The following is a 24,903-nucleotide window of genomic DNA, read 5'->3' on the forward strand; positions in this document are numbered from 1 at the left end:
CTCACCTTCCTCTAAATTAATTTTAAATCAAGTGAATCGGCTTGCTTTTCCATATAATCATCTACTTCAAAGGGGATAGCATTGACTAGATTATCCAGAGTACGACCTTCATCCCGAATCCACAAGTTTGTTTCTGCAATATGAATAACTACGGCCCCAGTTCGATGTTGATATTCCTTTGACCACCGATAAAGGTGATTGTTCACTGCTTCATTTTCAGAGTAAAAAATAGCCATATGCCCTTCTAAAAAAAATTCAATGGGGTCTTTTTCATTCTCTATGAACCATGAATCTATTTCATCATAGGGGAGAATTGTATGGGCTAGCTTTATTTCTTCCCATGGTAGTTGTTCGATAATTCTCTTTTTCGCATCACTGTCCAGTGGCGGCAAGAGGAACACGGATACATTCGCTTTTAATAATTGTCGCATTAGTTCAGCAATCTTTTTAGGTTTTGAACGTTGAGTATGATCTCCTATCAATAAGACTTCATTACTTCCCCAAACATAATCAGAAAGTGGTCCCACAATCTCAATTCTAGTACTAGATAATGCGTTTCGATAAGGAATCGACGTTTTTTGCTTCATATATAAGGTTTCCGATTCGGTTCGCCAACAATATGGACAGCCACTACAAATTCGTTCCACATATGGATACATATTACTAAAAAAAGTAGAAAAACAGTGTTCATTCCCTTGATCAATCAGCTTCTTCATCTGTGCTAATTCTCTATTTATCCTATCGCGCTCTTGCTTACGATATGGCTCTACAGCCTCATACAACAACTTAGGATCATTAATTGTTTCATAATCAAGTACTTTGACGAGAATTTCCCGATTGCCATTTTCATCATGTATTACCTGTTTAACATCTATAAATTTATGACGATACAAAAGAAGCAACAACGACTCATTCCAGTCCTGATTTTGTTTCCCTGATTGTGTCCCTTCTAAGTAAGAAGGCTGCACACTCATTCGAATCCAATATTCATCCGAGAGGTCGGTCTTCGTAGAACGAGAGAAAAGACGATCCCATCGCTCTGTTAACGTTTCAGTCGTAATAACTGCATTGCTCATTAATCCACGAGATACTTCTTCATCCTGTGGAACGAAACTTAACAAACTTAATGATGCTAATCCATCTCTTCCTGCTCGTCCCACCTCTTGATAAAATCGATTAATACTTTCTGGCATACAACAATGAATAATTGTACGAATGTCCCTTTTATCAACACCCATTCCAAAGGCTGAAGTAGCTATCATGATATCGATCTTATCTTCATTCCACCACTCCACAATTCTTTGTCGCTCTCCTCCGCTAACATCTCCAGTAAAAATCTCTACCGATCGGTACCCCTTCTCTCGAATCAGATCGCGCCACTTTTTTGCGTGTTCTTTTTTACTAACATACAAAATCATTGGTTTCGGCAACAAATGAATACTATTAACAATTTTATTGTATCTAATTTCCTCACTAATAGATGTATCTAGCAAATAAGTGGGTTCAGGACGAAGCTGATCACTGCGAACTTCCGTATAATGTTCTGGTTCAGAAAATAACTCTCTCAATATTTTCGCTGTCCAATCCGTTACTGTAGCAGAGAGTAATATCGTCTTAAGACGACCTTTACTCTCTTCTAGCAAGCGCTTGCGCCAAGCAGATAGGAGTTGAAACTCTGTTCGGAATTTGATCCCCCAATCCACAACAATATGAGCTTCGTCTATGACTAAACGATTAATAAAACCCTTCCTAGCAGCTTGCATCACTACATCATTTAATCCTCTATTCATTAATGCCTCTGGAGATGTAAACAAAACAGGGATTGTCCCTTCTGACAACGATCGAAATAAATTAGCACGTTCTTCTTTCTTCATATCCCCTACATATGCTTGTGGCATAAAACAGGTATCTGAAACTCTTGAAAAGAAATCTTTTGCTGCACGACACTGATCCAGTGCTAAAGATACGGTAGGAACAACTACAATAGTCGTCCCTGCTGTGTCGATCGCTCCACGCAAAGTACCTCCTTTGGTTTCAAAAAAAGAAGGTAAGAGGCCCACTAAGCTTTTTCCTCCACCTGTGGGCAGACAAGCCAATAAAGTATCTCCTGGTTTCATATTCATACTGGCTTGAATCATTAGTTTTTGTTCCCTAGAGGTATATGAAACATATCCTGTCATTCCATACAAGAGACTATCACCCATCTGCTGCTCTTGCTTCCGTCTCTGCTCAAGCTGAAAGATAGGATCAAGTTTTTCCCTTTTTGGTAACCAATCAGGCCATTCGTCCAAAATATCTACTTCATTCACCGAATCAATATGCAAGCCACAACCATCTATAGCGGGATACAATTTTCTAGCCAATTCACTAGAAACACTAACTCTAGTACGATACATCTCGATAAATTGTCTTAACAAGCTAGCTACATCATAAATTGAAGAAGTCTGATTCAATCCTTTCTCTACATTATTCAAATGCTTAAATAACCGAAAAGCACAAGAAGAGCGTGAGTACTCTACCTCATCCATTTTTCTTCTATATTGTTGTAATAGGCTTATTCCCTCATGTATTGGTCGATGACCGTTTAATACTTCCTGAACCAAATGGTAAACTGTATTATGCATTATTCTTTCACCAACCTAACAAAAGCCACTGATTCCAGACGAACAATAGGGTCTTTCAAACCTTGGAGTAATGCTTCATATATCCGTCTCATACGCGATTCACTTTGTGAATGCTTTTCATGAGATCCATAATAGATAAGTGCTGCTTTTTGTGCACTTAACATTGTCTGAAAGTCATTAGTGGCACGTTTTAAGTCGATTTCATTCTTCAATCTTTCGTAGACTTTTTGTTCACTCTTCTCATAAGCCTGTTCAAATATTGATTTCCAATACTCAGGCGGATATTGCTTTTTAAAGCGTGTGATGCTTCCATTTCCTCTTTTCCCTAAATGAACTATACGTGATTTTGATATATGTGGATTTAGCCAAGAAAGTACAGTTTGGTCATCAACATCATCTTCTTGAAGACTTTCTGTCGTATAGATATGTTCTAATGGCAGGTAGCCTTGTGCTAGTGCAATACTTTCCAGTGGTTCTTTTAAAGCTAGCAAGTAATTCGGATTAAGCACAACAGACCATGTAAATATGAATCCTTCCCAATTTAATTCTGCTCTACAAATTGTAAAAGCGGTAGAACGTCCACTATCCATTTCATAAGCATTATTAACAATAGCTTCGAAAAAGGGATCACCTGGTGCATAAAAAATTAAATCTTCTCGATTAACAGCAATACTGCGATTGAAGGTTCCTCTAAGTTCGCCTGTTCGCTTTGCTCTTCTTCTTGCTTCTACTAAGTCAGGGGGAACAAATAAAGTCTTTTTCATCGAATTAATAGATGTTTGTTCAGGGCGAAAAACAACAACTTTTCCCTTTTCTGCTGAACTGCTTCTGAGACCTGTCATAGAAGACCATTCCAACATAGTTTCAGCAAGTTGTTGTCCATTTTCGCGCTCAAACTTCTGAATAAGTCTCATTAATTGCTCTTGGACATGCTTGTCCAACTGCCGAGCCATATCAAAATAACGTTCTTCTTCTACTACCGCACGCATTTTATCCAGCTGTTTTTGCATTTTAGGAAGTATTTTTCTTAACTCATATCGAACATCTTTATATAGAGCTTGAACGATTTCCTCTTGAATCTCACCAATGGCAATTTCTACACCACTGAGAGACTCACGAAAAATATGCAATCCCTGATCCCAAATATTAAATAAGTCATGCTCTAGTGTTTGTTCTGTACAGAATACAATTGAACGTACTTCTTTTTCTCTCCCAATACGATCCAATCGGCCAATACGTTGTTCTAAGTCAGTAGGAGACCATGGTAAATCGAGATGAAGAATTTGATCAGCCATCTGAAAATTACGTCCTTCTCCACCTAGTGAATCGCACAGCATAAACCGACAAGACGCCTCTCTTTGAAAACAATCCACTGCTTCTTGTAGTTCCTGATCATTCTTTCCAACATAAAAGCTAACAACTGCGTTTGAACCATACTGCTCCTTCAATATCTTTTCAAATGCACGAATCGTCTCTGTCCAAGAAGAGAAAATGACTAACTTCTCATCAACTGTATAAGCTGATATATAATCAATAACTTTCATTAAGCGACCTTTAATCAAATCAGGATCATCATATAATCTATTAATTTGGGTAAACTCTTGTTCTGTTGCTCGATGCCAACGCTCAGCATAAAAGCGAAGGGTTTTCAAATACTCCCTTTCTCCTTCCTGAATTGGAACAAATGGACTATTTATCGGTACACATTTGTTCTCAATCACTTTTTCTCTGGTCTGTATCACATTTAACAATGCATACGGGGAGCTAAACATTGCACTTAAAAAGTATTTAGCATAATCCCCACCATTAGTTACTTGTTGGTTTATATAGTGCAAATATTCCAGAAGAGAATCATATACTTCTGCCTCATAAAAATTCTCATCTCCGCCTCTCATTTCATATGACATGAAATCAAAAACGCGTTTAGGTAACTTATCACTAAGCTCTTTCCGACGATGACGAATAATTTTACGCTCAATTTGGTAGTGCTCAGCAATATAAGCTAAAGCTAATTTCACTTGATCAAGTCCTTGATCTTCAGAATCTGGATTAATTTGATTTACAATGCCATGTAGAATTGGATCTTCTAATCGATCAGCAATCTCTTCTAGCTCCTCGACATATTCTTCAGCTAATTCATCTTCGATATAATCAGGTAAATCGCGCATCATACGGTATACTTTTTTTCGCAGATAATCTTGTTTTTCTAAAAGGAATTTAAATCTTTCTTTGGACATTTCACCATACTTTTGTGGATCGAGAAGAGCAGCTAATTTTAAAAATTCTTCATGACGTGATTGTATGGGTGTAGCACTTAGTAAGAGAATATGTTCCACTCTTTTACTAAGCATAAAAATCTGCTTATACTCTTCTTTTCTTCTTAATAAACGATGAGTCTCATCAATCAGACATAGATCCCAATGTAATGAAAGAACTTTTCTCCCTTGAGCAGTATTTAACTTTTCCAATGGGAAAATAATAGCTTTCTCACTTTCCAAACAATCCTCAGTCTTATAAACTAAAAAGTCCGTCCAAAACTTATACGATAATTCATTACGCCACTGATATACTAGGGATTGAGGTACAACTAATAAAATTCTTAACGAACCTAAACGTTTCTGCAATCCCTTCATAATTACAGATGCTTCTATCGTTTTCCCTAATCCAACTTCATCAGCTAACATGTAGCGACAGGGTGTATTCGTAATAGCACGAACAATTGTATCAACCTGATGTGGTAACAAAAAAACTCTTGAACCAACCAAAGTTTCGAATCCAAACGTGGCATTTTTTAAGCTGTGAATAGAATCTGCTACTACTTGTCGATGAAAATACCAATTTGGATTATGCAGTTCGTAACTTAGTATTTGATCTCTTACATCGGAGTCACCTCTAGTGAAAAAAGCAATAAGCTCAGCTTCAGATTCTAGTCTAATAACATTTTTTCCATTTACTCTATGCTGAATATAATAATGGTGGAATCCATTTTCATCCGTATGAGAAAAAGAAATTAAGCGCGCATTTTTATCACTTTTTTTGAGTAAGACATCTGTATTTGGTAAGATTCTGACCTTTTCCACTTGCTCTATTAGATACTTCTCTACAGGTGGGAGATTATATATTTCATATAAATCTCTCTTTTTTTCTGGAACATAAAATCGAACCTTAACCTCTCCATAAAATACATTTATTTCTATTACTTGTCCTAGTGCAAACCGTCTCGGTTCATTCGTATACTCATCTTCAATTGGACATCTTACATACATCCCCAATTTAATATCTGTATTAATCAATGGCACCTCTGCCACCCTTCTTCTCATAATTAGTTAAAGATCATATTCATCTATCAACAGTCGATAAATATAGTTGCCAAGAGCTAATAGCATCAAATAAATAATTCGTAAACCAGAGCGTCTTTTTGTCCAACTATTTTATCATTCCCTATACAGCAGATACGACTTTAGACAATCTACTATCATCACTATTCCATCTAATTGTCGTTATTGATCAAACATTAAAGTTATCCATAAAAAAATTATATTAACATCTATTATATATTATAAATGATTAATAATATTATAATCATAACTGCATCTAGATCCAATTGAGCAATTTTAAACACAAAAAAAGCCCGACTTCTCGGGCTTTGGTTTGGTGCTGATGACAGGATTCGAACCTGCGACCCCTTCATTACGAGTGAAGTGCTCTACCAGCTGAGCTACATCAGCATATTGTATTGGTTGGTGGAGGCGAGCGGAGTCGAACCGCTGTCCGAAGACATCGTCACGCCAGCTTCTCCGAGCGCAGTCACTGTACTGTGTGTTCGCCTCGATAACTGCCCAGTGACAGGCGTTTACCAGAGACTAGCCACTTGAGATTCGCTTTCTGACCAGTGGCCGATCAGGCAGCTAGCCCACTAAGGTATGAGACCCGACAGCTCCACATGGGCGATGGAGAAGCGGATCCTGGTCGCTTAATTAAGCAGCCAGAGCAAAGTTTTCGTTTTTGCCAGTTACATTTGGCATTTGCGTGTTTAACGAGAGACGCAACCCCTCGGCTCGCTACTGACGCTCGAACTATCCCCGTCGAATCCCAAGAACGCCCCCGGAATTCAACTGTTTGTCGAGCGAATATGTCGATCACAGTTTTAGATTATAGCAGGGTTCCATGCATTATGCAAGAGGTTATTTCATTTTTTTATCGCATGTTTTGTTCTTTCAAGCGCCGTTGAATCATCCGATCCGTTTCGCGCTTGGCTTCGGTCGCCCGCTTGTCATAGAGCTTCTTCCCGCGCGCCAGTCCAAGCTGGATTTTGGCGAAGCCGTTTTTCAGATGCACGTCGAGCGGAACCAAGGTCAACCCTTTGATCTTGGTAATACCCAGCAATTTGTCAATCTCACGCTTGTGCATGAGCAGTTTGCGGGTGCGGGTAGGGTCGACGTTGAAGCGGTTGCCTTTATCGAAGGGGCTGATATGCATGCCAACGATAAAAACTTCCCCTTTGTCGATCCGGGCATAACTGTCTTTGAGTTGCACTTTGCCTTGGCGGATCGATTTGATCTCCGTCCCGGTGAGAACGATGCCGGCTTCGAATTGTTCTTCGATATGGTAATCATGAAATGCCTTTTTATTTTTGGCAATGATTTTGGATGATTTGCTTCCCATCGTTTTCACCTCAGCCCTCAAAAGTCGTGCAACTTATATTTTATCAAGAAGATTGGGAAAGAGTCAATGCTTGAAGGCCACGGAAAAGCACAGCGAGAAAAGGAAAAAGCCCGCAAGCTTGGCTTTTTCCTTCACGTGTTGTCATTTCTTCTTGCTCTTGTTGCGATAGGTTTTCTTCTTTTTCTTTTTCCCTTTTTTCTTGCTGTCTCCGTTTTTCTTGGCAGCAGTATCTTCCCATTTTACTTCATAGAATTTGCCTTTTTTGCCTTTGGCGGAGCGAGCGGCGTCAGCATCTTTGTTGCGCTTAAATTTTTTCTTCTTTCCTTTGGCTGGACGTTCGAAACGCTCATCGGAGAAGTGCTCCAAGAGTTCGAAGTCCACTTTGCGTTCGTCGATGTTAACACCGCTGACCTTGATGCGCACGCGATCTCCGATCCGGAAGATGCGTCCGGTCCGTTCACCGATCAGGCAGTAATGGGATTCATCGTAACGGTAATAATCGTCTGTCAGGAAGCTGACGTGGATCAATCCTTCAATCGTGTTCTCCAACTCCACGAAGATCCCAAATGAGGTGACGCTGGAGATGATGCCTTCATACTCTTCCCCGATTTTATCCATCATGAACTCAGCCGCTTTGAGATCGTTGGTCTCCCGCTCGGCGTCGACAGCGACCCGCTCGCGGATGGAGGATTGTTGGGCTGCGTCGGTCAAATAGGCGTTTAATTCGTCAATTCGCTCGACGGTTAACGCCCCTTTCTCCACGATTTCGCGGATGACACGATGAATCAACAGGTCGGGATAACGGCGGATGGGCGATGTGAAGTGCGAATAGAAGGGCGCCGCCAGGCCAAAGTGCCCCACGTTTTCTGTCGCATACTTGGCTTGCTTCATCGAACGCAACAAAACGGTGCTGATCACATGCTCTTCCGGCTTTCCGGATATTTTTTCCAGCAAACTCTGCAAGGCATGTGGGCGGACTTGATCCGGCTTGCCTTTTACCGAGTAACCGAAGCTGGTAATGAACTCATAGAAATTCTTCAATTTCTCAGCATCGGGATTCTCGTGAATCCGATAAACAAACGGCACTTGCAGATTGAAATAATGTTCCGCCACTGTCTCATTGGCTTTGAGCATGAACTCTTCAATCAGTTGCTCGGCAATGGTGCGGGGCCGTTTCACCACATCCACCGGTTTACCTTTTTCATCGACAATGATTTTGGCTTCGGTGAAATTAAAGTCAATCGCTCCCCGACTTAGGCGCCGCTTGCGCAGAAGCATCGCCAAGTCAGCCATCAGGCGGAAATCATCGACAAGCGGCCGGTAACGCTCGATCAATTCCGGATCTTCGTCGACGACAATCTTCTTGACGTCGGAATAAGTCATCCGCTCGTTGGTTTTGATGACGCTGGGGTAGATTTCGTAGTCAACAACATCACCTGTGGGGTCAATTTCCATGTCACAGGTCATGGTCAGGCGATCCACTTGTGGGTTCAAACTACAGATGCCGTTGGAAAGGCGCTTGGGCAACATAGGAATCACCCGGTCAACGAGGTAGACACTGCATCCCCGCTCATATGCTTCCCGATCCAGTGCAGACCCTTCCCGGACATAGTAGCTGACATCGGCGATATGGACGCCTAAACGCACATTGCCATTGGGCAACCGCTCTACTGACACAGCATCGTCCAAGTCTTTGGCGTCTTCGCCGTCAATGGTCACCATGTTTCGCCCGCGCAGATCGCGCCGCCCCTTCAGGTCTTCTTCGCTGATCGTTTCCGGTATGGCCTCCGCTTCAGCGATCACTGCTTCCGGGAACGCTTCCGGCAATCCGTGCTTGCGGATGATGGACACAATGTCAACGCCGGGATCATTGCGGTGACCTAAAATCTCGATGATCTCCCCCTCGGCCGAATGACGTCCTGTGATATGGTGTAGTTTCACTACAACTTTCTGGCCATCACGGGCATCCATCTGAAATTCAGGAGCAATGAAGATATCGGCGGCAATGCGTTTGTCGTCCGGAATCACGAAGCCAAAGTGCGAGGACAACCGAGAAAACGTCCCGACGATTTTGTCCCTTTTCCGCTTCAGGACACGGACGATCTCCCCTTCCGGACGGCGACTCTCTGTCTTGCTCTTGTGAATTCGCGCCAAAACCAAATCGCCGTCCATCGCGCCGTTCATATCATTGAGATGGATGTAAATATCCTGTTTACCGGGTGTATCCGGGATGACAAAGCCAAATCCCTTGGAACTCCCCTGCAAGGTGCCGCGGATAAGGTTAAATCGCTCCGGCACACCGTACCGCTGCGTGCGCGTACGGACGATTTTTCCATCTGCCTCCATGGCCTCCAAGAGCTCGGCAAATGCCTCCCGCTCCTCTTCCGCCACCTGGAATTGGTCGATCAATTCAGCCAAGGTGAGCGGTTTGTACGCTTGTTCCAACATAAACTGCCGAATCTGTTGTTCAGTCAACATCACTTCATCCGCCCCTGGGGCCCACCAAGGACCCAAAGGCAGACTGCCACCTCACTTTCGTCTAGGACGATCGTTCCAAAATAAATTGCTCTATTTCTTTAAACAACTCATTGCGCTCGCGATCCACGGTGATGATGTGTGTGGATCTCTCATACCACGAAATCTCTTTATCCGTTGATGAGATATGCTCGTAGATATAATCGGCGCTTTTCTCCAAAATTAATTCGTCCTTGCCCGCCTGCACGATCAGCGCCGGCACCTTCACATCTGCCAACATGCTTTTGACATGGCGGATCAATCGCGTCAGTTCAGCCACGCATCTCACCGGCGTCAGGTCATATGGACACAGATGCGCCTCGATATGTGGGTCGCGATGACTGGACCGTTTTTTATAACGATAAAAAGGAGCCACCACCCGAGCCAAGAACGCACGCCGATCCCGGATATAGATAGGAGCGCACATCGGAATCACGCCGTCCACAGGTTTTTGCGCCGCCAACGCCAACGACAGGCAACCACCCATCGATAATCCCGCCACATATAATTTCTCAAGCGGCTCCGCCCGCATCCTGTCATACGCGTCTACAGCACTTTGCCACCAATCGCGCCAACCGGTCTGCTCCATCTCCTCCGGACTGGTGCCATGGCCGGCCAAAAGCGGGGCATGGACAGTGTAACCCCGGTCTTTAAAATATTGCCCCATCGGCCTCAATTCTGAGGGATTTCCGGTAAACCCATGTATCAGTAGAATGCCCGTTTTTCCTCCTGGATAAAAAAAAGGTTCTGGAGATCTTTGTACAGTCTTCATTGACGTTCCCCACCGTTCGATTTGCATGAATGTTTCTAGATCATCTTAACGATAGCACACCGCCGCCAATTTGCAACACTACGTTTCCCGTTTATGGTTACGGGCACGCTTCATTATAAAAATTACCCATTTTTCGCAGAGAATAACGGTTCATTCACATTTCACCCTCCCACTTGGCCCAAACACCAAGCTGTTGCCAAACAAAAAAAGCTTCAGGGCCTATCACAGCACCCTGAAGCTTTAGTCCAGTTATAAAAAATAAAAAAGCCACTCACACTGAGCGGCTTTCTGTGGCCTGGCAACGACCTACTCTCCCAGGGCTCATGCCCAAGTACCATCGGCGCTGGAGGGCTTAACTTCCGTGTTCGGTATGGGAACGGGTGGATCCCCTCCGCCATCATCACCAGACATCTTACATTGATTATAATATCAGGCATCTACGAAAAATGCAAGAGGTTTTTATAAAAATTTCTCCCCAAAACAAACAGCCGACCAAAAACATCGGCTGTATTGCTTCATTTTACGAAATATCCAACCACCAGCGCCATCACCATGAACAGGAAAGCCAGCACAGCCGTCGCTTTGCCAAGGAAAGCATCAAAACCGCGCGCTTTCGCTTTTCCCATCACATGTTCCGCCCCACCGGCAATGGTTCCGGACAATCCCGCGCTCTTACCCGATTGGAGCAATACAGCAATGATGAGAATCACACTGATGACTGCAAGGACAATTTTTGCTGCGAGTTCCACAAGCGTCCCTCCTTGCTTCTATTCCACTGCATTGACTTTAACACATTTAACGCTTGTTTTCAATGAGAAACAAACAGTACCCATCCAATCGCCGCTTTTAAAAAAAGAAGGTCCTCATCGCAATGTACGATGAAAACCTTCTCCCTTATCTTGATCTGCCAAACGGCGTCTCTACTAATTAGCCGCGCAGGTTGTAGAATGCGGTACGGCCAGGATATTGGGCGGTGTGACCCAATTGGTCTTCAATGCGGAGCAATTGGTTGTATTTAGCCACCCGGTCAGTGCGGGATGGTGCACCGGTTTTGATTTGGCCAGCACCAGTCGCCACAGCGATGTCAGCGATGGTGGTGTCTTCGGACTCACCCGAACGGTGAGAGATGACAGCGGTGTAACCAGCGCGTTTTGCCATCTCGATAGCATCAAACGTTTCGGTCAGGGTACCGATTTGGTTCACTTTAACCAGGATGGAGTTACCTACGCCTTTTTCGATTCCTTCAGCCAGGCGCTCGGTGTTGGTTACGAACAGGTCGTCACCGACAAGTTGCACTTTTTTGCCCAGGCGTTCGGTCAGTTGCTTCCAGCCTTCCCAATCATCTTCAGCCAGACCGTCTTCGATGGAGATGATCGGATATTTGTTGGTCAGTTCTTCGTAGAAGTCGATCATTTCAGCGGATGTACGGGTGATGCCTTCGCCTGCGAAGTGGTAAGCCCCATCTTTATAGATCTCAGTAGAAGCCACGTCGAGAGCGAGCATAACGTCAACGCCCGGTTTGTAACCCGCTTTTTCAATTGCTTCCACGATGGTGGACAGGGCTTCTTCATTGGACTTCAGGTTTGGCGCAAAACCACCTTCGTCGCCTACGCCAGTGCTGTAACCTTTCGCTTTCAATACCGATTTGAGGTTGTGGAAGATTTCTGCGCCCATGCGGATCGCTTCACGCATGTTTTCAGCGCCAACGGGCATAACCATGAATTCTTGGATGTCCACGTTGTTGTCGGCATGTGCGCCACCGTTTAAGATGTTCATCATCGGTACCGGCATCGCTTTGGCGTTAAATCCGCCCAGGTAGAGATAAAGCGGCATTCCCAAAGCATCAGCAGCTGCGTGCGCTACCGCCATGGAGACACCCAAAATCGCGTTAGCACCCAGGTTGCCTTTGTTCGGCGTGCCGTCAAGTTGGATGAGGGCATGGTCAATCGCTACTTGATCCAGTGCATCCATCCCTTCAATGTGAGGAGCGATCACGTCGTTTACGTTTTGCACGGCTTTGAGCACACCTTTGCCCAGATAGCGCCCTTTGTCGCCGTCGCGCAATTCCACTGCTTCATACGCACCGGTGGAAGCGCCGGATGGCACAATGGCGCGGCCGATGGCACCAGATTCAAGTACCACTTCTACTTCTACGGTCGGATTCCCGCGGGAATCCAGCACTTCGCGAGCATATACATCCATAATGGTCGTCATGGAACATTCCTTCTTTCCTCAAGATGTGATTAAATCGTTGTCTTACGAACGGCTGAGCAACGTGTTACCAGTCATTTCTTCAGGTTTCTCCAACCCCAACAAGTCAAGCATGGTCGGCGCAATATCCGCCAGGATGCCGCCTTCTCTTAACGTGACACCTTGCTTGGTCACGATGAACGGTACCGGGAAGGTGGTGTGTGCCGTATGCGGACGACCATTCTCATCGATGACCATGTCCGCGTTGCCGTGGTCAGCGGTAATCACGGCGACGCCGCCTTTAGAGATCACCAGGTCAACAATGCGACCCAAGCATTCATCCACTGCTTCTACCGCTTTAATGGTAGGTTCCAACTTACCTGAATGGCCGACCATATCCGGGTTGGCGAAGTTGAGAATGATGGTGTCATACTTTTCAGCTTCGATTTCTTTGAGAAGCGCTTCCGTCACTTCGTAGGCGCTCATCTCCGGTTTGAGGTCATAGGTAGCCACTTTGGGGGAGTTGATCAGGATGCGCTCTTCCCCTGGAAACTCCTCTTCCCGCCCGCCGTTGAAAAAGAAGGTGACGTGAGGATATTTTTCCGTTTCAGCGATGCGCAGTTGCTTCAATCCTTGTTGCGACACGACTTCCCCGTAGGTGTTGTCCAAGTCGGTAGGCTTGTACGCCACATAACCGTCTACCGTCTCGCTAAATTTGGTCAGGCAGACATAATACAGATGTTGCGGCCGTTTCGGCCCCCGGTCAAATCCGCGAAAATCATCGTTGGTAAAAGCCAGCGAGATCTGGATCGCCCGGTCGGGACGGAAGTTGTAAAAAATGACCGCATCATTGTCTTTGATCGTACCCACCGGCTGATTGTGCTCATCGACAATCACCGTCGGCATCACAAACTCATCATAGACTGACTGCTCATAAGAGGCTTGCACCGCCTCCACAGGATCGCGATATGTAGGCCCTTCGCCGTAAACCATCGCCCGGTAGGATTTTTCCGTACGCTCCCAGCGCTTGTCGCGGTCCATCGCATAATAACGGCCTTGAACGGTCGCGATTTGGCCAACGCCCACTTCATCCAGTTTGTCCTGCAGTTGTTTGATATAGGTAACGGCACTGTCCGGTGCTACGTCACGCCCGTCCAAGAAGGCGTGGACGTAAACGCGCTCCACTTGTTCTTTCGCCGCTAAATCCAGCAAGGCAAACAAATGGCGGATATGGCTGTGCACGCCACCATCAGACAACAGCCCATAAAGATGGAGGGCGGAGCCATGTTCTTTGACATGGTTTATCGCACCTAAAAAGGTTTCGTTCTGAAAGAACTCTCCATCTTCAATGGATTTGGTCACGCGGGTAAGGTCTTGATAAACCACCCGACCGGCCCCGATGTTAAGATGTCCCACTTCTGAATTCCCCATTTGCCCTTCCGGCAAACCCACTGCGTTGCCGCTGGCGGTCAGCGTCGTGTGGGGATACGTATTCCAGTATCGGTCAAAGTTGGGTTTGTTCGCTTGGGCCACGGCATTTCCTTCCGTTTCCCCACGCAGGGCAAACCCGTCCAAGATGCACAACAGAACTGGTTTTGGTCTGCTCATCTTTATTCACCTGCACTTGCTGCTTGTACGAGCTGAATGAACGAATCCGCTTTGAGGGCGGCTCCGCCCACCAACGCGCCGTCGATGTTGGGCTCTGCCATGAAGGAGCTGATGTTTTCCGGTTTCACGCTACCTCCGTATTGAATCCGCACTTCATTAGCCACCTGTTGATCATAAAGGTCAGCCACGGTTTTACGGATGAAAGCACACACTTCTTCCGCATCCGCCGCTGTTGATGCTTTGCCCGTGCCAATGGCCCAGACGGGTTCATAAGCGATGATCGTCCGCTTCATCTCCGCCGACGACAGCCCCGCGCAAGCCGCTTTCACCTGCGTTTGCACCACTTCTTTGGTTTGATCAGCTTCGCGCTCAGAAAGCGTCTCACCCACGCAAACGATAGGGGTCAACCCGCCGTCCAGTGCTGCCCGTGTCTTTTTGTTTACTGTCTCATCCGTTTCCGCGAAATAGGCGCGCCGTTCAGAGTGACCGATAATCACATATTGGACGCCGGCCGCTTTCAACATCGGCACACTCACTTCACCAGTGTATGCCCCTTGTTCTTCCCAATGGACATTTTGCGCACCGATGCCGATATCTGTCCCTTGGGTCGCTTCGGCCAATGCCGGCAGAGCAAGATAGGGAGCACACAACACCGCTTCCACATCAGCAGGCAACGTGGTCCGTTTCACTTCTTCAACAAAGGAAAGGGCCTCCGCCGCCGTCTTGTGCATTTTCCAGTTACCCGCAATGACAGGAGTACGCATGCGGTTTCCTCCTCACTTATTTATCATCCAAAGCCGCTACACCCGGCAGCACTTTGCCCTCCAGGAATTCCAGCGAAGCTCCACCGCCAGTGGAGATATGATCCACCCGGTCAGCCATGCCCGCTTGGGCGATTGCTGCCGCGGAATCCCCGCCGCCGATGATCGTGTACGCTGTAGATTCGGCCAACGCTTGGGCGACTGCATTCGTCCCTTTAGCAAACTGTTCAAATTCAAACACGCCCATCGGTCCATTCCAAATCACCAATTGGGACGCTTTCACCACATCAGCAAACAATTCCCTGGTTTTCGGCCCGATATCCACTGCTTCCAAATCCTCTGGAATTTGATCGATGGACACGGTTTTCACAATGGACGGATTGGGACCGAACTCGTCGATGACGACGGCATCGATTGGCAAGTACAACCGAACGCCTTTTTGTTCAGCCTGCGCAATAAACTGCTTTGCCAACTCCACCTTGTCCTCTTCCAACAGGGATTTGCCGATCCCATGGCCTTGCGCGTGGATAAAGGTGTAAGACAATCCGCCACCAATGATCAGATTGTCCACTTTGTCGAGCAAGTTTTCAATCACGCCGATTTTGTCCTTCACTTTCGCCCCACCGATGATAGCGGTGAAAGGACGTTTCGGATTGGCAAGCGCCGTTCCAAGAGCTTCCAACTCTTTTTGCAACAGCAGACCGGCAACGGCCGGAAGATGCTCTGCGATGCCTGCCGTGGATGCATGTGCGCGGTGAGCGGCACCAAATGCGTCATTCACGTACAGGTCAGCCAGGTTGGCAAAGGCTTTCGCCAGCTCGGGATCGTTTTTCTCTTCACCCGGTTCGAAACGAACGTTTTCCAGCAACAACACTTCGCCGTCAGCAAGCTCGGACACACGGGCTTCCACCTCGGCTCCAACCACTTCATCCACTTTGGCCACTGGTTTGCCCAATAGCTCTGACAAGCGGGCCGCCACTGGCGTAAGCCGCATTTCTTCAACCACTTTTCCTTTGGGACGTCCCAAATGGCTAGCCAAGATGACTTTAGCTCCTTGCTCCACCAATGTTTGGATGGTGGGCAATGCAGCGCGAATCCGTGTATCGTCAGTGATTTGACCATTCTCCATCGGCACATTGAAATCTACCCGACAAAACACGCGTTTACCACGAACATCAACATCTTTGACGGACTTTTTATGCATGGCCCTTCCTCCTTATGTTCAGCACAGGCGCTTCATCTCATCAACCCGCGCCTGTGAGCATGAGAAAGAGGAGAAAAGCTCTCCTCTTTTATACTCATGGTTACCCGAGAAATAGGATAACACATTTTACATTAGTATAACATTATAGGCCTTTGCTTGCGATATAGCTTGCAAGATCAACAACACGGTTGGAATAACCCCATTCGTTGTCATACCAAGAAACAACTTTCACCATATTGCCTTCCATTACCATGGTGGACAGGGCGTCGATGGTGGAGGAATGAGGATCCCCATTGTAGTCGATCGATACGAGCGGCTCTTCGGTGTAATTGAGGATACCTTTCAACTCGCCTTCAGCCGCTTCTTTCAGTACAGCATTCACTTCTTCTACCGTTACTTCTTTTTCCAGCTCAGCAACCAAGTCAACAACAGACACGTTTTTGGTCGGTACGCGCATTGCGAAACCGTTCAGCTTGCCTTTCAGCTCCGGCAACACCAGAGAAACCGCCTTAGCCGCACCGGTGGTGGTGGGGATGATGGACTCGCCAGCTGCACGTGCACGACGCAAGTCTTTGTGTGGCAAGTCAAGGATTTGTTGGTCGTTGGTGTAAGCGTGAACGGTCGTCATCAGACCACGCACAATGCCAAACTTCTCATGCAACACTTTGGCGAACGGAGCCAAGCAGTTGGTGGTGCAAGAAGCATTGGATACGACATGATGTTTGGAAGCGTCGTATTGCTCGTGGTTTACGCCCATCACAATGGTGATGTCCTCGTTGGAGGCCGGTGCGGAGATGATCACTTTTTTAGCTCCGCCGTTCATGTGCTTCGCCGCATCTTCACGTTTGGTGAAACGGCCGGTCGATTCAACCACGATGTCTACACCGTAATCAGCCCATTTGATTTGGCCCGGATCACGTTCAGCCAACACTTTTACTTCGCGACCATCTACGGTAAAGCCATCTTCCGTTGCAATCACGGTTGCGTCCAGCTTGCCGTGAACGGAGTCATATTTCAACAGATGGGCAAGTGTTTTGGAGTCAGTCAAGTCATTTACTGCTACGATCTCCAATTCGGGATGATTCAGCATTGCCCGAAACACATTGCGGCCGATGCGGCCGAAACCATTGATGCCCACTTTCACTTTTGCCATGATTAAAATCCTCCTCTTAATCTCTTGTTGTATTATCACCGATTGAATGAGCCATTCATTCCTGATGGACAATCGCATTTTTCAGGATGGCTCTCGCCGCTCCTTCATCTGTGATGAGCGTATCCTGGGAAACCAGCGAACAGACAGCCACGATCGCCTCCGCCTTGCTGGCACCCCCGGCGACGGCAACTTTCTGTTCAACGCGCTCCAATCCTTCCAAATCCAATCCCAAAGTGCGGACGCGATGCACAATCTGGCCGTCCCGGTCAAAATAGTAGCCGAACGATTCCCCGACTGCCTTTCCTGCCTCCAGCTTGGCAAGCACCTCTGCCGAAGATTTCCGTCGGATGGCCATCGTTTTGGCGTCTCCAATCCCGTGTACTACCATGCGCGCCGATCGGAGCAGATCCAACACTTCCCTGATGTGGGGCTCCTTCTGCAAGGTTTGGTAAGCTTCATCGCTGAGCTCATCGGGGATGTGCAACATGCGGTACGTTCCGCCAGTGCGTTTGGCCATCAGCGAGGCGATGTAGTTGGCTTCCAACTCTACCGCCTCCCCCACACCACCGCGCGTCGGCACAAAAGTTGTTTGTTTGAACGCCGGCGTCGGCATCATCATCTCAGCCACCGCTAGCATGGTAGTTCCACCCGACACGGCGACGATCTGCTCCGGCGCGGCCTGTTGTTTCAAGTATCGGGCGCCCGCTCTGCCCATCTCCTTTTTCACCCAATCAGAGGCATCCGCGTCCCCTGGCACAATCACCACATGCTTCACACCCAGAAACGCTTTTAACTCCGCTTCCAACTGGTTTAAACCAAACAACTCTTTCATCAGTGGTTCCATCTCGGACAAAAGATCGATGCCTTCTTGGGTCAACTGCATCCCGGCAGAACCGACCGCCACCAATCCCTGTGCCCGCAGGAAATCCACTTCCGCCCGCAACACCCGCTCAGTCGTTTGCAACTCAAACGTCAGGCTTCTCCGTCCTACCGGTTGCATCAACTGGATATGACGCAAGATGTCATATCTTTTCTGCATGGTTTGTAACAGATCAGGCAATAATTGCTTTTGTAAGTTCAAGATCTTTTCCATCGGATCCCCCATCGTAGGACACATTATGTCCCGCATAAGACAAAAGTGTCCCGATCCGTTCAAAAAAAATCCCCGTATCGGGATCACTTTCATTTTATCCTAAATAAAGTTTCTTTGACAAGTTCGTCGGCCCGTTTTATTGAAAATTCATAGAAAACGCTTACGTCCCGTTGAAGAGGCAATCCCCAGCTCTTCGCGATATTTGGCGATGGTTCTTCTGGAGATGCGGATTCCTTCCAATTTCAACAAATCGGCTATTTTCTGGTCGGACAGTGGTTGTTTCTTATCTTCCCCTTCTACCAAGATCTTAATCTTTTTCTGTACCGTTTTTTGCGACATGCCCTCACCCGAACGCGTAGAAAGACCTGACGGGAAGAAGAAGCGAAAAGGATACAACCCCCGGGGGGTTTGAATATATTTATGTTGGGTCGCCCGGCTGACCGTCGATTCATGTAACCCTACATCCTCAGCGATCTGCTTTAACGTCAGCGGCCGCAGATAATCCACCCCGTGATCCAAAAAGGCTTTCTGTTTTGACACGATCGCTTCCGCAACCCGTATGATGGTGTCCCGGCGCTGCTCAATCCCTTTGATCAACCACATGGCCGACTGCACCCAATTTTTCAGATATTGGGCCACATCTTCATCCAACCGTTCCCGTTGTTTGATTAACCGCTGATAGGCGGCATTGATGGTCAAGCGGGGATGCTCTCCTTCTTCAAGTAACACCACATACTCGCCATCCACTTTCTCCACCACCACATCGGGAGCCACATATCGCGGAGGTTCCGATGCGTATGCCGCCCCCGGGCGCGGATGGCAGGATTTGATTTCATCCACCGCCGCCTGAACGGTAGGTACATCCACCCCCAAAGCTTGGGCGATTTTGCGCCATTTGCTGTCCGCCACGTCTTCTAAATGGCATCGAGCGATGCGAATGGCCAACTCATTAGGCGTGTCACGGTGGCGCAGTTGAATTTCGAGGCACTCTCCCAAATTTCTGGCCCCCACACCGATCGGGTCCATTTCCTGAATGATGGATAAACATTTCTCCGCCAATTTCTCACTTATCTGAAAGCGCTTACATATCTCTACTAGCTCCAGATCAAGATAGCCTCTTTCGTCCAAACTGTATATCATGTATTCGCAAATGCTCCGTTCTTGCTTGGGAAGACGCATCTCTCGCAACTGCATCATCAGCTCATCGGCAAGCGTTCCGGTTTGGGCCCGCGCATAATCCCTCGCATCTGCCCGTTCTTCTCGGCTGTAACCCTTACGCCTGGGCTCTGGATGCTCCGTCAGATGCTTCAGCCACTTCTCCAATTCGGCAAGTGCAGCATCCTCCATTTCCAAAACCGGATTCTCTGCAAACTGTTCTTCCAAGTACGTTTGCAAATCCGCCGCGGAATATTGCAACAGCTGAATAACTTGGCGCAATTCCGGTGTCATCACCAATTTCATCCGTTGCTCTTGCACCAAGCTAAACCCCATTTGTAAAGCCATTCTCCCCTCCCACCTCCGCTGCCGTGTAAGATCAGGGCAAGTGTGAACCTCCATGCCAGTTCATATTAATTTCATTTTATCATAATCCTAGTGCCAGCTTTGGATTCTTTTTTTTCCAACAACTTTTCCACTTGAGAATCGCATATTTTTCACTTTTTACTTGCACACGGATATTGAACATGCTATAATCTTTTTTGTCGGATTGCTATATTGACTTGCGCCTATAGCTCAGGGGATAGAGCACTGGTCTCCGGAACCAGGTGCCCAGGTTCGAATCCTGGTAGGCGCACCAAAACCAGATATCACCGCAATTTATGAGCGCTTGTCTAATACCGCAAATAAACTGCCGGTTTGCACAACACCTTCTAGCGTGTTTCTGTATCTTAGCGGATCAGAACATGCTGGGAGGTGTTTTTCATGTCTAAAAAGGTAAGCACATTATAACCAGACGCAGAGACTTCACGAAACTATCCCCCATTATTGACCTTCCTATAATAGACCTTTAACCACTTCATTAACTTGAAGAAAACGAAGGCGTCCGCGAGCATACAAGCGATTACCACATGCTTATGGGCAATTTCCTCAACGGCTTAACGAAACTTACCCCGATATTAAAACCATAAACCAATTAATGCCGCCATACTTCGCGCCTACACCATTTACCTAAGCAATTATCGCTATAACGAGCAAGCAGACGCGAAAAAGGGCTTTCTATTTACCACCGTTAACAAATACCAGAGAATAAGCGCAATTCAGGGACTTGGTAATTATGTACCTGATACTGGACACAGGCATGCGTATTTCCGATATCTGCAACCTAGAGCTACAAGACATTGATTTTAAAACACGAGCTTTTATTCTGCCCGCACACAAGAACAAAAACCGAAAGCTACGAATCATAACATTATCTATCCACGTAGTAAAGCTGCTGTTAGAGCCTGTAACCTAAAACAAGGCGCACTTTGATACAAAATATGTCTTCCTGTCTAACTGCAGCACTCAATATAACCCTAATTCATTTAGACGCCGCCTGCTCATTTATAATGAAAAAGCAGGCATCGAAAAACGAGTAAGCTCGCATTTATTCCGCCATATGTTCTAAACGGTGGCGATATATTCACGTAACAACGTATTGCAGAACATGCTGACATATCCACTGGTCTGAGGGGTTCAGTATAGAATATGTAACTTAGGAAATTGCTATGGAAAATTAAGGGACAGCAGACGGAAATTTTGCCTGATATAAGGGTGTTTCCTGCGCCGCGGAATTTCTTTGTATCCGTTTTGCATTAAATCTAATTCAAATGACTGTAGAATATAACAATGCAAAAGATTGAAGTCTTATCATCTTTTATGTGATTAATATTATTTATAAGTATTATAAGACTGGTAAACTTTATATGTATCGCAGATTCTTAATGCCGCTTTTATTTTAACGGAAGGTCAGATAAACTTATAAAGCAAAGAGGAAAAACTAGGTGATAGAATGGCATATACCTCCTCAGAAGCAGGTAAAAGATTGGCGGAAATAGTCGGACGTGACAAGCCATACTCAAAGCAATATATCCATAAACTATGTAGTACCGGTGCTCTAAGGCACATGAAAGTAGGAACTAATAACTTACTTATTATAACAGAGGAAGACCTACATGATTACGTAAGAACTAGCTACAATCCTAAAGTGGGTAGACCTAAAAATAGTTGACGCTCGTCAACAATAATGGTAGCCTTTATTATAGGCTTTAATCACCTTAAGCCGTGAGGATGTGTGAAAATGACTGCTACAAATAAGTTAGACTTAAGTAGCTATTACCGTTTAAACTATAACGAGGATGTACCACACATTATTAAGTATATGGGGTCAAAGCGAAACTTAATGGGCTTTGTAGTTGAGGGCATTTCAGAGGTATATAAGGGTGGAGTAGTTTGCGACTTGTTTGCAGGCTCTAGCGTCTTAGCAGGCGCTCTAAGAGATCAGGTTCCTATACTGTCTAACGATATTCAGGAGTATTCTGCGGTATTGGCTAAGACATACCTAGGAGATTATAAGTGGAGCGACAATACAACACTAATTGAGGATGTTGTGAGTAAAGCATCTGAGATTGTAAAGCAGTTTAAGCAAAGTTACCCGTATTTATACTTTGATTATGATCGCCCTTTTACATTAGATGAGTTTATTAAGCTAGAAGAAGAGCAGCGCCAGCTGGTAAATGAGGACTTTTCTAAGTTCCCTTATCACCTTTTCACAAAAAACTATTCAGGAAGGTATTGGTCTTACGACCAATGTGTATGGATCGATTCTATTAGAGCGGTAGCTGATGATTACAAAGGTACACCTTATTATTACGCTATTATCTCTAGCCTAATGTTTGCTATGTCGTACAATTCTCAAAGTACAGGGCATTATGCGCAATATAGAGATGCTACGTCCGTTGCGTCAATGAACGACATTCTAATTTATCGTAGGAAAGAAATACTTCCATTCTTTATACGTAAAATGGAAGAATTTAAGCAAAAGTTCGGGCGGAATCAGCTAAAGCATGTAATAGTTTCGATGGATTACAGAGACTGCCTAGATATTCTTCCATCTGGAGCAACTGTCTATGCTGACCCACCCTACTGTTTTGTACATTATTCCCGCTTCTATCATGCAATTGAGACACTTGTAAAATACGACTATCCAGAGGTCAAGTATAAAGGCAGATACAGAACTGATCGACACCAGTCCCCTTTCTGCATTCGTACTCAGGTAGCAGGCGCATTTGAAGCCATGTTTAGTAAGATTAAGCAAAAAGAGGCTAACTTAGTGCTCAGTTACAGTAACACAGGCATGATTGATTTAGAAAAATTGTTAAAGTTATCCCAAAAAATTCTAGGTTCTGCTTATCAAATCGATGTAAGGCTACTTGACTACCAACATAGTACGATGGGGCGCAGAGAAGATAAAAGCAGAGACGTGAAAGAGTGTCTAGTGATAGCTAAAACCCAATGACTTAATTATCTTCTACATAGAGCTCTTTAGAGATGCCAAATACTAATAATGGACAACCTCCGCCCCCTCCACCCTGGATGCGGGGCAATAATTTTGACATGTGTGTAGTAGAAGTGCCATACTTACTTCCTTTTCCAAGTTTATTAAATAATTCTTGTAAGTGGTCGCATCTAGTTATAATAATACCAACACTTATTGCTTGTAACTCAAACAACAAACGGAAATTATTTAAATCACGATCAAAAAAAGGGTCTTTATTGTTCCACTCAATTTCTAAGGCTATCTTATTCTTATAACAATCAACCTTATGTGTTGGTGAATCAAAAGCATTGTCGTCTATAACTACTTGTGTTTTAAAAGACCTCTCTTCCCAACCAAGGCTATAAAAGTGTTTATCAATCATATTGGAAACTTTAGACTTTCTGCCCCCTCCATCTACTATACTACTTTTTGGTAATCGAAAATTTTCTAGAACAGTAAGAATATCGTCCCATTCGTTTGGAAAATCATTTTTTAATATTGCGCAAGCATGGCGCCATTCATGTACTTCATACAAATCAGTAATATGTTTAGGTAGTAGTTCAATGCCCACGTTATAAACACCCTCTTTAGAACATTTTTTATATAAAGAAATATTTTTAATACTACACATATTATACATACACTTAAGCAGCTTTACGAGAATCCATAAGAATCTAATAAATATAGGAGGCCTTACCTTTAGATGTCCTTTCTTTTATGAAGATGCTTTTAGGGCGTGTCTGGTGAATGATTAATTGAGCCACATGATCAAGGAAATCAAGGTAATGGCAGCACAAAAATAAACCGCCCGTTTTTCATAACGAGTGGCGAAGCCACGCCATTGCTTCAGGCGGTTAATACAGCGTTCAATCACGTTTCGGCGTGAATATTGTTCTTTGTTGAAGGTCAGAGGACGTCCCGGCTTTTTTGCCCGACGCTCCGCCTGATCTCTGCGTTCGGGGATGGTATGGGAAATCCCACGTTTTTGAAGAAATCGACGACAAGACGGATAACTGTAGCCGCGATCGGCAATCAGATGATCCGGCCTCTTGCGAGGCCTTCCTTTTCCCAAACAGGGAACGGAAATGGAATCGAGTAATGCTTGTAATTGGGTACAGTCATGCTGTTGACCGGGAGTGATTGTAAAAGCAAGCGGTCGACCTTTTCCGTCACAAGCAAGATGGATTTTGGTCGTCAGACCTCCGCGGCTTCGTCCGAGTGCCTCATTCTGGAAGCGAGGGTCCCCCTTTTTTCGGCGCGCCTGCGGCGTGCTGATGAGCTCGGACAATCGTGCTGTCAACGAAAACAACCCAATCGACATCGGAAACGGCGTGGGAGTAAGTCTGAACATGCTTAAGCAAGCGATCCCACGTCCCATCCTTTTGCCAACGTGTAAAACGATAGTAGCAAGTTTTCCAAGAACCATAACGTGCAGGCAGATCCCGCCAGGGAGATCCCGTCCCAAACTTCCACAGGATTCCGTTCAAAATGGTTCGGTGGTCTTTCCACTGTCCGCCTCGTTTCCCATTCGAAGGCAATAAAGGCTCGATCTTTTCCCAAGCCTCATCTGTAATCTCATAACGCCGTCTCATCATGATGTCTCCTTGCTTTTGTTGTTATGAACATTCTAACAGGAAATCATGATGGATTCACCAGACACGCCCTAAACAAGAATTAAAGAACAAGAATTAATGATTACAAGCCCAGTCTTGCGACTGTACTTGTTAGCGGCATTTATATCTATCTAATTACGATTACTTTTTATTCGGAATAAGGGATAAGGTTACTGCCGTTAAAACAAAG

At 45.6% G+C, this 24,903-nt stretch carries 17 protein-coding genes, 2 tRNA genes, 1 rRNA gene and 1 other RNA gene; 3 read left to right on the forward strand and 18 right to left on the reverse strand.

Annotated elements, in window-relative coordinates; all coding sequences use genetic code 11:
- Positions 1-11: 11 nt before the first annotated feature.
- From dpdF to rpoN, 16 genes are all read right to left on the reverse strand, one after another.
- The gene (gene dpdF, locus NYR52_RS14980) at positions 12-2,624 is read right to left on the reverse strand and encodes a protein DpdF (RefSeq protein ID WP_259435963.1); all 2,613 of its coding nucleotides are present in this window, start codon (positions 2,622-2,624) and stop codon (positions 12-14) included.
- Complete coding sequence (locus NYR52_RS14985; protein ID WP_259435964.1) at positions 2,624-5,932, reverse strand: SNF2-related protein; 3,309 nt, start codon at positions 5,930-5,932, stop codon at positions 2,624-2,626. The genes dpdF and NYR52_RS14985 overlap by 1 nt, the downstream gene beginning before the upstream one ends.
- A gap of 344 nt (positions 5,933-6,276) precedes the next feature.
- Positions 6,277-6,352: transfer RNA gene (locus NYR52_RS14990), tRNA-Thr, on the reverse strand.
- A gap of 13 nt (positions 6,353-6,365) precedes the next feature.
- Positions 6,366-6,730, reverse strand: a transfer-messenger RNA (tmRNA) gene (gene ssrA / locus NYR52_RS14995).
- A gap of 91 nt (positions 6,731-6,821) precedes the next feature.
- On the reverse strand, positions 6,822-7,289 hold the full coding sequence (gene smpB / locus NYR52_RS15000) for an SsrA-binding protein SmpB (RefSeq protein ID WP_022737568.1): 468 nt from the start codon (positions 7,287-7,289) through the stop codon (positions 6,822-6,824).
- Between the two features lie 141 nt (positions 7,290-7,430).
- Positions 7,431-9,767, reverse strand: coding sequence for a ribonuclease R (gene rnr, locus NYR52_RS15005; protein ID WP_132222026.1), 2,337 nt, complete (start codon positions 9,765-9,767; stop codon positions 7,431-7,433).
- A gap of 61 nt (positions 9,768-9,828) precedes the next feature.
- Complete coding sequence (locus tag NYR52_RS15010; RefSeq protein WP_259435965.1) at positions 9,829-10,575, reverse strand: alpha/beta hydrolase; 747 nt, start codon at positions 10,573-10,575, stop codon at positions 9,829-9,831.
- 293 nt (positions 10,576-10,868) lie between these two features.
- Positions 10,869-10,983 (reverse strand): 5S ribosomal RNA (rrf, locus tag NYR52_RS15015).
- A 107-nt stretch (positions 10,984-11,090) separates the two neighbouring features.
- Positions 11,091-11,324, reverse strand: a complete 234-nt coding sequence (secG, locus tag NYR52_RS15020) for a preprotein translocase subunit SecG (RefSeq protein ID WP_054095753.1) — start codon at positions 11,322-11,324, stop codon at positions 11,091-11,093.
- 178 nt (positions 11,325-11,502) lie between these two features.
- Positions 11,503-12,789 (reverse strand): phosphopyruvate hydratase, encoded by a 1,287-nt coding sequence (gene eno, locus NYR52_RS15025; RefSeq protein ID WP_022737564.1) that lies wholly within the window; start codon positions 12,787-12,789, stop codon positions 11,503-11,505.
- Between the two features lie 42 nt (positions 12,790-12,831).
- A complete protein-coding gene (gene gpmI / locus NYR52_RS15030; RefSeq protein WP_022737563.1) occupies positions 12,832-14,373 on the reverse strand; it encodes a 2,3-bisphosphoglycerate-independent phosphoglycerate mutase in 1,542 nt (513 codons plus the stop codon).
- Positions 14,374-14,375: 2 nt separating this feature from the next.
- The gene (gene tpiA, locus NYR52_RS15035) at positions 14,376-15,137 is read right to left on the reverse strand and encodes a triose-phosphate isomerase (protein ID WP_259435966.1); all 762 of its coding nucleotides are present in this window, start codon (positions 15,135-15,137) and stop codon (positions 14,376-14,378) included.
- 16 nt (positions 15,138-15,153) lie between these two features.
- A complete protein-coding gene (locus NYR52_RS15040; protein ID WP_022737561.1) occupies positions 15,154-16,338 on the reverse strand; it encodes a phosphoglycerate kinase in 1,185 nt (394 codons plus the stop codon).
- 142 nt (positions 16,339-16,480) lie between these two features.
- A complete protein-coding gene (gene gap, locus NYR52_RS15045; RefSeq protein ID WP_132221472.1) occupies positions 16,481-17,491 on the reverse strand; it encodes a type I glyceraldehyde-3-phosphate dehydrogenase in 1,011 nt (336 codons plus the stop codon).
- A gap of 55 nt (positions 17,492-17,546) precedes the next feature.
- Positions 17,547-18,584, reverse strand: coding sequence for a sugar-binding transcriptional regulator (locus NYR52_RS15050; RefSeq protein WP_022737559.1), 1,038 nt, complete (start codon positions 18,582-18,584; stop codon positions 17,547-17,549).
- A 147-nt stretch (positions 18,585-18,731) separates the two neighbouring features.
- On the reverse strand, positions 18,732-20,087 hold the full coding sequence (gene rpoN, locus NYR52_RS15055; RefSeq protein WP_259435967.1) for an RNA polymerase factor sigma-54: 1,356 nt from the start codon (positions 20,085-20,087) through the stop codon (positions 18,732-18,734).
- A 217-nt stretch (positions 20,088-20,304) separates the two neighbouring features.
- Here rpoN and NYR52_RS15060 point away from each other — a divergent pair.
- The 3 genes from NYR52_RS15060 (at position 20,305) to NYR52_RS15065 (ending at position 23,079) form a co-directional block, all read left to right on the forward strand.
- Positions 20,305-20,379, forward strand: a tRNA-Arg gene (locus NYR52_RS15060).
- A 468-nt stretch (positions 20,380-20,847) separates the two neighbouring features.
- Positions 20,848-21,036 carry a site-specific integrase gene (locus tag NYR52_RS16805; RefSeq protein WP_375163161.1) on the forward strand — a complete coding sequence of 63 codons (189 nt, stop codon included), beginning with the start codon at positions 20,848-20,850 and terminating at the stop codon, positions 21,034-21,036.
- Between the two features lie 825 nt (positions 21,037-21,861).
- Positions 21,862-23,079 carry a DNA adenine methylase gene (locus NYR52_RS15065; RefSeq protein WP_223247990.1) on the forward strand — a complete coding sequence of 406 codons (1,218 nt, stop codon included), beginning with the start codon at positions 21,862-21,864 and terminating at the stop codon, positions 23,077-23,079.
- A gap of 1 nt (position 23,080) precedes the next feature.
- Here NYR52_RS15065 and NYR52_RS15070 read toward each other — a convergent pair whose 3' ends face one another.
- Both NYR52_RS15070 and NYR52_RS15075 read right to left on the reverse strand, forming a co-directional pair.
- Positions 23,081-23,671 (reverse strand): BglII/BstYI family type II restriction endonuclease, encoded by a 591-nt coding sequence (locus NYR52_RS15070; RefSeq protein ID WP_102993502.1) that lies wholly within the window; start codon positions 23,669-23,671, stop codon positions 23,081-23,083.
- Positions 23,672-23,851: 180 nt separating this feature from the next.
- A protein-coding gene (locus tag NYR52_RS15075; protein WP_375163146.1) for an IS5 family transposase occupies positions 23,852-24,692 on the reverse strand; the annotation gives its coding sequence in 2 pieces (ribosomal slippage) (positions 23,852-24,355 and positions 24,357-24,692; 840 coding nt in all).
- Positions 24,693-24,903 lie beyond the last annotated feature (211 nt).

The sequence above is a fragment of the Laceyella sacchari genome (assembly GCF_024927925.1).
GTDB lineage: Bacteria > Bacillota > Bacilli > Thermoactinomycetales > Thermoactinomycetaceae > Laceyella > Laceyella sacchari.

Excerpts from the sequence above, each read along its gene's own strand:
- dpdF (WP_259435963.1), bottom strand. The coding sequence starts at position 2,624 with ATGCATAATACAGTTTACCATTTGGTTCAGGAAGTATTAAACGGTCAT.
- smpB (WP_022737568.1), bottom strand. The coding sequence starts at position 7,289 with ATGGGAAGCAAATCATCCAAAATCATTGCCAAAAATAAAAAGGCATTT.
- rnr (WP_132222026.1), bottom strand. The coding sequence starts at position 9,767 with ATGTTGACTGAACAACAGATTCGGCAGTTTATGTTGGAACAAGCGTAC.
- NYR52_RS15010 (WP_259435965.1), bottom strand. The coding sequence starts at position 10,575 with ATGAAGACTGTACAAAGATCTCCAGAACCTTTTTTTTATCCAGGAGGA.
- eno (WP_022737564.1), bottom strand. The coding sequence starts at position 12,789 with ATGACGACCATTATGGATGTATATGCTCGCGAAGTGCTGGATTCCCGC.
- gpmI (WP_022737563.1), bottom strand. The coding sequence starts at position 14,373 with ATGAGCAGACCAAAACCAGTTCTGTTGTGCATCTTGGACGGGTTTGCC.
- tpiA (WP_259435966.1), bottom strand. The coding sequence starts at position 15,137 with ATGCGTACTCCTGTCATTGCGGGTAACTGGAAAATGCACAAGACGGCG.
- NYR52_RS15040 (WP_022737561.1), bottom strand. The coding sequence starts at position 16,338 with ATGCATAAAAAGTCCGTCAAAGATGTTGATGTTCGTGGTAAACGCGTG.
- gap (WP_132221472.1), bottom strand. The coding sequence starts at position 17,491 with ATGGCAAAAGTGAAAGTGGGCATCAATGGTTTCGGCCGCATCGGCCGC.
- NYR52_RS15050 (WP_022737559.1), bottom strand. The coding sequence starts at position 18,584 with ATGGAAAAGATCTTGAACTTACAAAAGCAATTATTGCCTGATCTGTTA.
- rpoN (WP_259435967.1), bottom strand. The coding sequence starts at position 20,087 with ATGGCTTTACAAATGGGGTTTAGCTTGGTGCAAGAGCAACGGATGAAA.
- NYR52_RS15065 (WP_223247990.1), top strand. The coding sequence starts at position 21,862 with ATGACTGCTACAAATAAGTTAGACTTAAGTAGCTATTACCGTTTAAAC.